This is a genomic window from Paenibacillus sp. GCM10012306 (genome assembly GCF_042649265.1).
In the GTDB taxonomy this organism is placed as follows: domain Bacteria; phylum Bacillota; class Bacilli; order Paenibacillales; family Paenibacillaceae; genus Paenibacillus_AQ.
Map to the genome: position 1 here is coordinate 693,951 of NZ_JBHRYW010000003.1, position 12,284 is coordinate 706,234.

The window sequence follows — 12,284 nt, forward strand, 5'->3', positions numbered from 1 at the left end:
GATATTGTTTGAGTGAAAAGAATACGTAACTTTCTTGCATCACAAATAAAACATGCGAAAAATCATCGCTTTTGTTGTTTTATCGCTTCGCAAGAATCCTACATATTCCTTTCAACCCCTGTCATAAATAATTAGGTTAATTTTAACATGTGTGTCGTTAAATTTCAACTTTTAAATCCGCTGCCTCTCCAATCTTACCCATAGCGAGTTTTTTCTCGAACCTCGGAATTATTTTTGCAGCAATAAAAGCGACAATCGGCACAGTCAGAACAACCCCAAAGCAACCGGCAATCCCCTGAATCACTTCGATCGTCACCATATTCATATTGGCTAGCTGATTAAACGAAGTTTTTATGGCATAGAGGATCATCAATGAGGCAAGTGTAGTCCCGGTGATCGCTAAGATTAGCGTGTTGGCCATCGTCCCCATCATATCCCGACCAACGTTGATTCCGGATTTGAAGAGCTCTTTTTGCGAAAGATTAGGGTTCGTATTATAGACCTCATGTACCGCCGCCGCAATAGAGATCGCTACGTCAATAATGGCGCCAAGTGAGGATATTAAAATCCCTGCGAAGAGCATCCCGCCGAGCTGTAGGCCTGTCTCATCAGAGATCGTGATAAGCACGTCTACTTCTGCCGTATTATACCCGGAGATATGGACTAACGAACCGAAAATATAGGCAAGCGCTCCTGAAATTGTTATCCCGCAAATCGTTCCCAAAATCGCCGCCCAGGATCTGGCGGTCCATCCGTTCAGCAGCAATAAGGTGACACAGGTCGTCAGAATGACAACCAGCACTGAAGCAAGTACGGGAGAATAGCCTCTATACAACATTGGAATGAACAAATAGATAATGCAAGCAAAGGTAAATATGATGCCCAAGACAGATTTCAAGCCCTTTTTGCCGCCAACCCACCACAGCACCCCAAAGAACAGCAAGATCATTGCTGCTATATACGGAACTCTATAATAACTATACACAGAGATTATGTAATAAGTTGCGTCGGCTGAATCAATGTTAACGATAACGGTCTGCCCTTCTTTGGCGATTACATTGAGGTATACACTGACGTTATTCGTAATCTGGTGGATCTCACCCTGATGTTCTCCGGTTAAAACTTTGATCTCAAGCTCTTGTGAACCGTTGTATAAATCGCCTCGTTCAGAATCTCTGGTTAAATTCTCGCTAATGACGCGTAACACTTTAGCTTTCTCGAACGTTTTGGAAGCGGTACTGCTCCCATGCTCGTTGTGCTTAATTTCGGAGGACTGGTTGAACAGATACATGCCTAAAGAGATACACAGAATAAACACGATGAACAGCGTGACTCTTAATTTCTTAGACGCCAGCATACTCTACCCCCATTTGTTATCCATAAGCATCGCTCAGATTACACCAATAATCTATCCTATCATTTCAGGATTAACAAGAAATATTTTTTCATGCTTTCATTTCATGAGATTTTGATGATAATATGTGTGCGTCGGTGAATCTATCAAAAATGGGTGTGGGAGGACATCAATCCGTATGAAAAAGTGGCTCAGGCTCGTGGTACTATCGTTTCTCATTTGTGGAGTTTGGTTAAGTACGGGCATACCGGTGTCACTAGCCCACGGCAATGTGAGTGTAGCCTATTCGGAGATTACCCTGGAGCATAACACGATCAAATATGTACTCCAGTTAGACATGTATGACATGATGGCCGAGGTGAATCCGGATGATCCCGACCTTGCCTTGACCACTGAGGAAGTCTTGAATAAATTTTACAGCAAACATCAGACCGAGGTGGAGCACCTGCTGCTTACGAAGATTAAACTGTATGGTGACAGTCTACCTCTGATAGGGAAAGTGACTCAGTTTCGCTACATAGAGAAAGAGAACGAGGTACAACCTTTTGCCGAAGCCGTAATTGAGTATCCTATCAAAAGAAATCCCCAGCAGTTTACGCTCGACTACAATCTCGTCTTTGACCGGGATCAATGGCATGTGAATTATGTCAATCTCAACCTTGGGGAGCTGAAGAAAGAGGCTGTGCTGATTGCCCAGATTACGGAGCTGCAAGTCGGCGAGATGAAGCTGCCCAGTATACTCCAATATTTTTCCCTACTAGGGATAGATCAATTTTTCCGCAGCTACGAATCGATTCTTGTGCTCGCCATCCTGATCCTTGGATTTCAAAACAACAATCAAACACTCAGAACTCTCGCTATATTTGCCATTACCCAATCTATAACCTTACTTCTCAGCGGTCTGCATGTCATAGCCCTGCCTGATCGCTTGTTGAATGCCTTGATTCCGTTAAGTGTTGTCTTTCTGGCGTTAAGTATTTATTACAATCGGGCTATGAAGCAGTTGCCCTGGATTGCCGGCGGACTTGGTATTATTCATGGCTTCTGGTATGCCAAACAGCTAATAGGACTTAGAGAAGACGGTGGGCATTTCGCCCTTTCTGTGACTGCTTTTTATGCCGGTCTTGAAGCCACAGTGGTCCTCATTTCGTTAAGTTTATTAATCATCATCAATTGTTTTCGGAAGGTAAAATATGCCACCCCCTTGATTTTGAGCGCAGCCGCGTGCGTCGGACTAATCTCTTTTACGATAAAGGTTTTCTTCTAAATCCTTAGCCGGGCAGCCAAAATGTAATTTCCGATCCGAGTACTCGCACTTTCACATGGAATTAATAGAGTCTAGCATCACTTTTAACAACTGCAAGTTATATTGGTACAGGTGCTCTTAAGGAAAACACCGTTAGAGCGTCCAAAATTGTCCAAGGGGTGGTTGTTAGATGTTGAAGAGGTTCAGTCAAAAGAAACGCCGTGTATACACCGTCAGTATCTTGGCTTTATCCATGCTCCTGATCATCGCGTTGTTGCCACCGGGGATCTTAGGCTTTAATTCCAAGATCAGCCCGCTTAATGTGGCCAGAGCCGCCTCCTTCCCTTATTCGATCAGGGATATTGCGCTTAACCCCGGGGCAGATGAGAGCAAATTGAACTTTGCTTGGCTATCCCCAGGCCAACCGGTAGCAAGTATTGTGCAGATGGCCAAAAAATCGGATTTGAACGGTACGGCTTTTCCGGAAGCCACCAAGGTAATGACCTTTACAGGTACAGCAATACCCGCCACAACAGTTACTGATTCGGTCTATTATTCTAACAAAGCAACAGCCACCGGTCTGGCCAACCAAACGGAGTATGTGTACCGTGTCGGAGATGGCAATGAAGACCACTGGAGCCCAGTCTACAATTACACCACCCAAGATCCTACCAACTACACCCTCATGTTTGTCGGCGATCCGCAGATCGGCTCCTCAGGCAGCGTAACCAATGATACTTACGGATGGACGAAAACACTCAACCAAGCCGTAAAGAATTTCCCCAATTTCAGCTTTATCATGTCCGCAGGTGATCAGATTGAGAATAAGTCCAGCACCTCTCTTGAAACAGAATATGATGCCTTTGAAAGTCCTGATGTGCTAAGAAACCTGCCTATGGCAACTGTCGTCGGCAATCATGATGTCAACGTCAATTACAAATATCATTTCAACGTGCCCAACGAGTCGACCCTCGGCATGATGAAAGATAATCGCAATAAAGATGTCCTTGCCGACAATACCTATGGCGGTGACTACTACTACACCTACGGCGACACCTTGTTTATGGTACTGGACACCAATAATTCCAATGGTGCTGAGCATGCCAAATTCATGCAGGATACTGTGCAAGCTGTTCCCAATACGAAGTGGAGAATCGTTACGTTCCACCACGACATTTATGGCGGTGGACAAGCCCACTCTACAGAGCAAGTAATCCTCAATCTGCGGGCAGCACTCTTCCCTACGCTTGATGCTTTGGATGTGGATATGATCTTCATGGGTCATGACCACTCTTATGTCAGAACTTATGTCATGAACGGAGATAATGTTCAGGGCAGACAGCTGGTAGATAGCCAAGGCAGAGACGTCAACCCTAACGGCTCCACTTACGTTACTGCCAACTCGGCAAGCGGAAGTAAATACTACGAATTGAACACAACCCCGGAAAGATATTCGGCCAGCCGGAGCCAGCTTCATACTCCAACGTTCTCCACGATCAAAGTAACACCGTCCAGCATTACAGTGGATACATTCCGTTCGGATACGCTAGAGAAGCTCGACACTTACGGATTCGTAAAAGAACCAGAAAGTGTAAAAGTGTACTCCAATACGACACAACAGAAAGATACTTCGGCAGCAATTGACTTCAATTACGCGATCAGCAACGCCAATGCCGTGAAGAATCTTGATACTACGTTTACGTATGACAGTACGAAAATCAAGTTCGATAGTGCTTCAGCAGTCTCAGCAACCCTGGGTACACTGACCATCACCGAAAAACCAGGTGAGGTTAATATCAAAGCCAATCCTGAAACGCCTTTCCGTTCTGAGGCTTATGGCAAGTACGAAGATTTGATTAAACTAAGCTTCAAGCTTGTCGATCCGAAAAACCCTGCAGTAGCTAGTGTGAAGCTTAGTGCTTCAGCCCTTACGACGCAGAATAAGCACATCGCTGTCCCATCCAACCGGGATGTGGAAACAGCGTCTGTAGCGGTGGGTACCCAAGTTAGTGAAATCACACTAAGTAAAGATGCGCTTAGCTTAAACGTAGGCGAAACAGCTAATCTGACCGCCGTTGTCGCACCAGCAGATGCAACGAATCCGGCAATCAGTTGGATCTCCAACAATGATTCAATCGCAACCGTTGATGCAAACGGCAAAGTGACAGCTAAGTCGGCAGGAACAGTTGAAATCACTGCAAAAGCACTGGATGGATCAAATCTTGTCAGTAACATCAGTAAAGTCGTCGTAGCTGCACCTTCAGGTGGTGGTACACCAACTACAGCCCCAACTGCTGCACCTACAACTGCTCCAACTACCGCACCTACAACTGCACCAACAACCAAACCATCTGCTTCACCTACGCCTGCGCCAACCAACGCACCTTCGTCGGGATCGGGGTCGAATACTTCGCCAACTGCTTCACCTACAGCCTCACCGACAAAAACACCTGCGCCGACGGCAACGACTGCACCAGCAGCAAGCGCTACGGCGGCACCAGTCGCTACACCAGCACCTGGAAAAGGAAACACACAGACCTTTACGGATGTTCCTGCGTCCTACTGGGCCGCTGCTGCAATTCATGATCTTGTCTCCAAAGGCATTCTAAATGGAACCAGTGCTACTTCCTTTGAGCCTGGTCGCAGCGTAACGCGTGCAGAATTCACAGCAATGCTCGTCAGAGCGCTCGGTCTTACAGAGAAGGCGACCGTGGCATTCTCAGATGTTAACAATGGTGATTGGTATGCCGATGCCGTTGCGGCAGCGGTCAAAGCAGGGATTGTGCAAGGCACTAGCCCTTCCCAATTCGGCTCTAAAACAAATATTACCCGTGAAGAAATGGTAACCATGCTGATGCGCGGATACGAAAAGCTGCATGGCAAGTCTTCAGTAAGCTCCGGCAGCACCTTCAACGATGAAGCGAAAATTTCAGCTTGGGCTGCGCAATTTGTTAAGGAAGCCGCAGCACTTCAGCTGATCAACGGCCGTGCCCAAGGTCTATTTGAGCCTAAGGGAATCACTACGCGTGGGGAAGCCGCTCAGGTTATTTATAACTTACTCAATAAATAGTGAAGGACAACAGGGTTTACGGGAATACCGTTCATATGAACGGTATTCCTGTTACTCTTTACAGGGAGGACGAACGATGATCCGTATTCATTCTGCATTAAAGTTTTCCTGTTGTCTGGTGCTAGCGCTGGTCATTCTCCTGATACCGTTTGAACGGCAAGTGGATGCCCATGCGTACAGCGCCGGTTACACTACCGTTACTTTGACCCAATCAGCCTTGGAAATGACCTATGCCCTTGATGACTTATCAGTAATTGAGCTTATCGGCGGGGATGACAACAAGAATGGCAAGCTTGAGGCGAGTGAATTTGCTGCAGTGAAAGACCTTCTTGAGGCTTTACTGCAAGAAAATCTGCTGATCCTAATCAATAATAAGCCTCAAGAGTGGACTCAAGTACACAGTTTGACACTGGAACAGGAATCAGGTGCAGAAAAAGCCGTGCTTAAGGTCTCCTTCCCGCCTGTTCAAGCCACCCAATCCGTATCCTTAACAGACCATCTGTATTCCCAAGATGCCGCAGCCAACTACGTTAATTTGTTAACCATTCATTATGGCAGCTCCAATACTACGCAGGCTTTATCCGGCAAGTACCGTGAATGGTCCATGGTGCTCAGCGACAAGGATTATGCGGGTTTACCGCAAGATTTGCAGATTACATCCGAAGGTTCTGATTCGACGGAAGTCCTGTCAGGCTGGTTCTCTTTCTTCAAACTCGGTATGAACCATATTTTGAGCGGATATGATCATTTACTCTTCCTCTTCTCCCTGCTTCTTGCCAGACAGACGTTCAAGCAGTATGCGGCTATGATCACCGCCTTTACTGTTGCGCACAGTATTACCCTGACATTGACAGTACTCGGAATCATCAGTCTCTCGCCAAGAATCGTCGAGCCGGCAATTGCGCTGAGTATTTGTTTCGTGGCAATAGACAATATGATTCGCAAAGAAGTCAGTTACCGCTGGGTACTAACGTTTCTGTTCGGCCTCATCCATGGGATGGGCTTCGCCGATATTTTGACCGAGATGGAATTGCCCAAAAGTCAGCTTGCCGTAGATTTGGTCAGTTTTAACCTTGGCATCGAGGCAGTTCAGGTTATCCTGATTGCAATTCTGCTTCCGGTACTAGGATTGCTACATAAATGGAGATTCTCCAGGCGTGCGGTGCTCGCAGGTTCGTCGATTGCTTTTCTATTAGGCGGAGTCTGGTTGCTGCAACGACTGGTTTTTGCCTGATAGCAGGCGTATTTGATTGCCTTTCTTCTATTATAAATAGAGCAGGAGGCGGCAGAATATTATTGGTGTTTTGGGACATTACCATGTACCTCGCCTGAAGTTCTCCAACGTGAAAAAGGACAGACAAAAAGCCGCGCAAGCGGCTTTCGTTATTACTCTGTAGCTCAATTCTGTTTTCCGGTTATTTTAGTGTAATCGTCTTTTTCCACGTCAGTTCCTGACCCTGATCGTTCTTAAAGGTGAACTTCACTTCACCTTGCTCCTTCTTCATTTCATCCGGGTAAATAAAGCCCATAAACTGGCCGTCACCGCTGATGTAGAAGCCATCGCCTCCGCTCTGACCATGCTCCACAGCTTCTTGCAGCGTATTTACGATATCATGTTTATCCGATTTCCATTCCATCTGCGACAATGCATACCCTTCAGGCCGCTGCTTAACGGAAAAATCAAAGCTATTTCCCTCAATGGGCTTGGGTGTCTGGTCGATTACGATCAGAATCTGTTTCTCTGTCACTCCATTATTTCCATTATCGCTAGGGCTTGCCACTTTTGCTGTTGGTGCCCCTGTGGGTGCTGTTGCCGGTTCTTCTGTAGGTACGGTGTTAGGTTCGCCCTGTGTCACCGCATTTGGCGAAGGGGAGGGCGCACCGCCATTGGCAGCAGACTCCGGTTTTGCTCCGCAAGCACTCAGTAGTAGTGTTGTTGCAAGTACTGCCAGCACATTCATGGTTGCTATTTTGTTCATTTGATGCATCCTCAGCTTTCTTCTGCTATTATCATTGGCTTTGCTTGTTCCAGCGTAAAGTTAAAGGCGACGCCCTGCTTCGTGTTCTCGGCACCGTACCGACTTCCGTGCAGGTCCAGAATATTCTTCACAATGGCAAGTCCGAGGCCGGTTCCTCCGAACTTCCGGTCCCGGGAGCGTTCAGCACGATAGAACTGATCCCAAATCCGCTCCAGATCATCCTCAGGAATAGACGGACCATCATTCTCGATGCGAGTCATAATAATGCCGGGTGATTCCTGCTGTATTTGAATTCTTATCGTGCTATGTTCCTCGGCATACCGGACGACATTGCTCAACAGATTCAGGATAACCTGTTCCATACGCCTAGGGTCTGCCTGCACGGCCCATTCTTCGGTCTCCAGGATATCGATGTGAAGATTCTTGCTTCCCAGCTGATGCGCGAACGATGAGGTCACATTTCGTACAAGACGTCCCAGATAAATCTCCTTGGGATTCAGGCGGACAGCTTTGGCCTCAAATTTGGACAGCTCCAGCATGTCCATGATTAAGGCGTTCATCCGATCTGTTTCGTTGACAATCAGATTAAGGTATCGCTCTCTTTTATCCGTGGCCACATCATCCTGCAGTCCCTCTGCGAAGCCTTTGACAATCCCGAGCGGAGTCTTGAGCTCATGCGAGATGTTCGCAATCAATTCCTTGCGCAGCTGCTCAGAGCGCTCCTTCTTAGCCACTTCCTCCTGTAGTTCCTGGTTGGCTTCCGTAAGCTGCTTCAAGGACGTATCCAGATTTCGGGACAATGTATTCATGCTCCGTGACAGATCACCGAACTCGTCCTTGGAAGTAATTGAAGGCTGCTGGCTGAAATCCAGTTTTGCCATGCGTGTAGCCGCCTTGCTGAGCTTTACTAGCGGGTACGAGACGATTCTGGAATAGATCAAAGATAGCAATGTCACCAGAATTAGAATCACTGGGGCCAGAAAAAGAAAGTACTGGGTCAGGATACTAACCGCTTCTCCGACCGGCTGAAGCGAAGTCATTGCAAAGACATAACGACCTCCCTCTCCGGCTTCAGGAAGTGAAAGAACCACCACAGCGTACACGATACCGCTCCATTTGTCGGTCCATTCCATCTGAACGGGAAGCCCTTTTGTCAAACGATCCCTGTCTTTGTCCATCTGGTTCATCCAATCGCCAAGCGCGTTCTGAATTAGCGTATCTTGGTAATATGGGTTGAATGACCGATCCTCAGGCAGCAACAAATCCGTGATCGTGCCCGTGACACGGGACAATCCTTCCTCTGGCTGTGACCCGGTCGTCTGTAGCTTTGCAGGCTGCATAATCGTATCCTTTTCATCCATATAAAATCCGTCTACGACCAGGTGATCACCGATATGGAGACCGGCTGGAATATCGTTCAGCATGGTTCCGTCCGATGATATGCGGATCGTAATGCTTGCGGCAGGAGACTCAGGTGAAGCTATCCGAATAAAATAAGGCTCTACACTTATACGTTCAAACTGATGATTGAATATCGCGAGACTGACATCATGCTGGTTCATAAAGTCTCCGAGCAGACGAGCGGCTTGATCTCCACCTGAAGGCACCGCCCCATACTGGCGGCCAAAATCCTGTACATTCTGTTCCAGCTTGCTGATCTTGGTCGTGCGGTAAAAACGTTCGAAGAACAGTCCTTCCACCAGCATGGCAATGGAAAAGACAATCACAATCATCACGGAGGTCACGACGAACAGCTTCAGAACTACCCCGTTCTTCTTCATGGCTCCAGCTCGAATTTATAGCCCGAACGGATGACCGTGCGGATCAAAGTGCCTTCACTGCCCAGCTTGGCCCGCAGCTTTTTGATGTGGGTATCCACCGCCCGGTGATCGCCAAAGTAATCCAAGCCCCACACCGCGTTCAGAATATGGTCACGGGACAGAACGATGCCATAATTTTTGATCATCATCAGCAGCAAATCGTATTCTTTGGGCGACAGGTTGAGAAGTTCACCGCTTAACGTTACCGTATGAGCTTTTTGATTCACCGACAATTCTCCATAAACCAACGTATCGCCTTTCCGCCCAATCGTCCCTTCCGTTCGCTTCATCAAGGCCGTGGCGCGGGCCACCAGTACCTTTGGACTAAACGGCTTGGTCACATATTCATCCGCCCCGAGCTCAAAACCCATCAGCTGATCATCATCTTCTGTTCTCGCCGTGATGATAATAATCGGGACATCCGACTGCTGGCGAATCCGTCTACACACCGACCAACCATCCATTTCCGGCATCATAATATCGAGCACCACCAGATCAACCATCGACTGTGCAAAAATCTCCAGCGCCTGCCGTCCGTTCTCCGCTTCATAGACTTCCCATTGTTCTTTCTTGAAATAGTCCGTTATAAACTCCCGTGTCAGCACATCGTCTTCCACCAGCAAAATCGTTCTCTTCATGTCTTGAACACTCCATATTTACCGATTCACCGCGATCACACCGATTTTCTTGTCAACTTGACCGATCCACAGCTCGCCGTCGCCTACCATAACACCCTGCCAGTTCACGAATAGCTTGTCTTCCTGCTGAGACAGCAGCTTCTTCTTCACTTTAGCGGTCATGATGTTATTGTATTGGGAGATAAACTCTTTTTTTGTTTTGATTTGCACACTTTTTTCCTTTAGTGTTCACGCGCAGCGGATAGGATATGCTGTCGGCTACCGCTGCTTTGTTATTGGCGGCTACATCCTTTTGCAGCTTGCTCAGAAAGTGTGTGAATGCGAAGGGATTATCGATCCCAGCTACTTCATATGGATTTTCTATAACGTTGACTGCATACACAAGCACACGATTATTGATCTTGCTGATCCACAGTTCTCCATCCCCGATCATGATGCCATTAGCATTGGAAAAGGCTTGATTCGGCTGCTGAGCCAGCAGCTTGGCACGCACATTAGCGGTCATAATCCGCTCATATTTTTGCACAAATTCTTCTTTGGTGTAAATGGGGAAGGTTTTGCCGCCCTTGTTCAAATTAAGTGGATAGGACATCAGCTCAGCAACTTCTTTGCTTTTGTCTTCAGAGACTGCTTTTTGTAGTTTGGCTAGGAAGGTCGTGAATTCCTTAGGATCGTCAAACCCAGCATTGTAGTATGGATTATTGTTGCTTTGCTGTACGGCAGAAGCTGCTGCTACTTTAGTGGAAAAAGCTTCTGTGAAACCAGCCTTTTGATCGGCCCATACCGGTCCTGTCAATGCGGTTGCAGCTACTGTGAGTCCTAGCAAAAATGCGATTTTTTTCATTGTTTATTACCTCCAGGGGTCATTTGATAAACCAAGTATAGTCCCCGCATGTGTACAACAGGTGTACATGAAGTGTTATTTCAATATGGTTTGTCCTTGTGAGGTTTTAAAAATAAAACAGCGCCCTCCGTCAATTACGGAGGACGCTGTTTACTGCTATGCAGTGGCTTAATTCAGCCCAAAGGCATGAATGAGCAAGAAGCCGAGGATGGAGAGCAATATAGACCCGATCAGTCCAGCATAGAAAGGCTTTTTGCCCAGACGCCGGAAGGTAGCGACATCTACGCCCAGTCCGAGGCCCGCCATGGCCATCGCCAGCAGCATATAGGACAATACGAGAAGAGCCGATATCACCTCGCCTGGGATGATTCCCAGCGTGTTCACCCCGCTCATGAGCAGAAAGCCAAAAATAAACCATGGCACCGGCAGCTCACGCCACTTGAATGTATGGACCTGTCCTTGTTGTTCCTGTGCTTGTTCCTTACGCGCCTGCCGCGCATCCCAAAGGCCAATAACCAAAGCGATCGGCACCAGCATCGCTACACGTGTCAGCTTCACAATCACCGCCATATCCAGTGCTCCCTGACCTCCCGGTGCCGCCGCCGCGATAACATGCGCTACCTCGTGCAGCGTTGCCCCTGAGAATATCCCGTAGCCAGTTACGGTTAATCCTAGCAGCGGATACAACAGTGTATATGCAAGCGTGAAAATAGTGCCCAGAATGGCTACCGTAGCGGCACCGACTGCCGTCTCTTCATCCTTCGCCTTAATTTGTGGTGCAATGGCGACCACTGCTGCAGCGCCACAAATGGCCGTTCCACATGCGGTCAACAGCCCAAGGGACTTGTCGACCTTGAGCCACCTTGCCAATCCATAGACAACCACAAGCGTGAACACAATATTGATGGCAGCAATCGCCACTACTTTATAGCCCGCATGAACGATGTCCAGTAAATTCAGCTTTAATCCAAGCAGTATGATACCGAACCTTAACAGTTTTTTACTGGAGAAGGCTATTCCGGTCTGGGCCTGCACAGGTACACCCCAAACCGCTCGAAACAGAATACCAAGTAGAATCGCAATAACCAATTGACCCATGATGCTCAAAAATGGCAAGTACGACAGCACCTTAGCTATGATGGATAGTAGTATCGTCAAACCTATCCCCTGCAAAAATCCGCCGTTCTTCATACCTTTTAAAGACATTCGGTGTGTAAGTCCCATCATCTTCGTTGCACTTCCTTAATGAGATAAATTATACTCTCACTATAGAAGGAGTGAAGCCGAAAGGGAAATACGACTTTGCGATAATAATCATTACAAAAACTTATTA

At 47.3% G+C, this 12,284-nt stretch carries 10 protein-coding genes; 3 read left to right on the forward strand and 7 right to left on the reverse strand.

The window, feature by feature from the left end; all coding sequences use genetic code 11:
• Window positions 1–157 precede the first annotated feature (157 nt).
• Window positions 158–1,357: a YibE/F family protein gene (locus ACFORK_RS10585; RefSeq protein WP_379198419.1), complete on the reverse strand. Its 1,200-nt coding sequence runs from the start codon at window positions 1,355–1,357 to the stop codon at window positions 158–160.
• A gap of 175 nt (window positions 1,358–1,532) precedes the next feature.
• Here ACFORK_RS10585 and ACFORK_RS10590 point away from each other — a divergent pair, with 175 nt between their 5' ends.
• The 3 genes from ACFORK_RS10590 to ACFORK_RS10600 all read left to right on the forward strand — a co-directional run bounded on the left by ACFORK_RS10590 (window position 1,533) and on the right by ACFORK_RS10600 (window position 6,904).
• Entirely contained in the window at window positions 1,533–2,621 is a 1,089-nt protein-coding gene (locus ACFORK_RS10590; protein ID WP_379198421.1) for a HupE/UreJ family protein, read from the forward strand.
• A gap of 169 nt (window positions 2,622–2,790) precedes the next feature.
• The gene (locus ACFORK_RS10595) at window positions 2,791–5,670 is read left to right on the forward strand and encodes an S-layer homology domain-containing protein (RefSeq protein WP_379198423.1); all 2,880 of its coding nucleotides are present in this window, start codon (window positions 2,791–2,793) and stop codon (window positions 5,668–5,670) included.
• A 76-nt stretch (window positions 5,671–5,746) separates the two neighbouring features.
• Window positions 5,747–6,904, forward strand: coding sequence for a HupE/UreJ family protein (locus tag ACFORK_RS10600; RefSeq protein ID WP_379198425.1), 1,158 nt, complete (start codon window positions 5,747–5,749; stop codon window positions 6,902–6,904).
• Between the two features lie 181 nt (window positions 6,905–7,085).
• Here ACFORK_RS10600 and ACFORK_RS10605 read toward each other — a convergent pair whose 3' ends face one another.
• The 6 genes from ACFORK_RS10605 to ACFORK_RS10630 form a co-directional block, all read right to left on the reverse strand.
• On the reverse strand, window positions 7,086–7,649 hold the full coding sequence (locus ACFORK_RS10605; RefSeq protein ID WP_379198427.1) for a hypothetical protein: 564 nt from the start codon (window positions 7,647–7,649) through the stop codon (window positions 7,086–7,088).
• 11 nt (window positions 7,650–7,660) lie between these two features.
• On the reverse strand, window positions 7,661–9,430 hold the full coding sequence (locus ACFORK_RS10610; protein WP_379198429.1) for a sensor histidine kinase: 1,770 nt from the start codon (window positions 9,428–9,430) through the stop codon (window positions 7,661–7,663).
• Complete coding sequence (locus ACFORK_RS10615) at window positions 9,427–10,107, reverse strand: response regulator transcription factor (protein WP_379198431.1); 681 nt, start codon at window positions 10,105–10,107, stop codon at window positions 9,427–9,429. Before ACFORK_RS10615 ends, ACFORK_RS10610 begins: the two co-directional genes overlap by 4 nt.
• Before the next feature lie 18 nt (window positions 10,108–10,125).
• Complete coding sequence (locus ACFORK_RS10620; RefSeq protein ID WP_379198433.1) at window positions 10,126–10,269, reverse strand: hypothetical protein; 144 nt, start codon at window positions 10,267–10,269, stop codon at window positions 10,126–10,128.
• Between the two features lie 4 nt (window positions 10,270–10,273).
• The gene (locus ACFORK_RS10625) at window positions 10,274–10,951 is read right to left on the reverse strand and encodes a hypothetical protein (RefSeq protein WP_379198435.1); all 678 of its coding nucleotides are present in this window, start codon (window positions 10,949–10,951) and stop codon (window positions 10,274–10,276) included.
• Window positions 10,952–11,119: 168 nt separating this feature from the next.
• A complete protein-coding gene (locus ACFORK_RS10630; RefSeq protein WP_379198612.1) occupies window positions 11,120–12,157 on the reverse strand; it encodes a YeiH family protein in 1,038 nt (345 codons plus the stop codon).
• Window positions 12,158–12,284 lie beyond the last annotated feature (127 nt).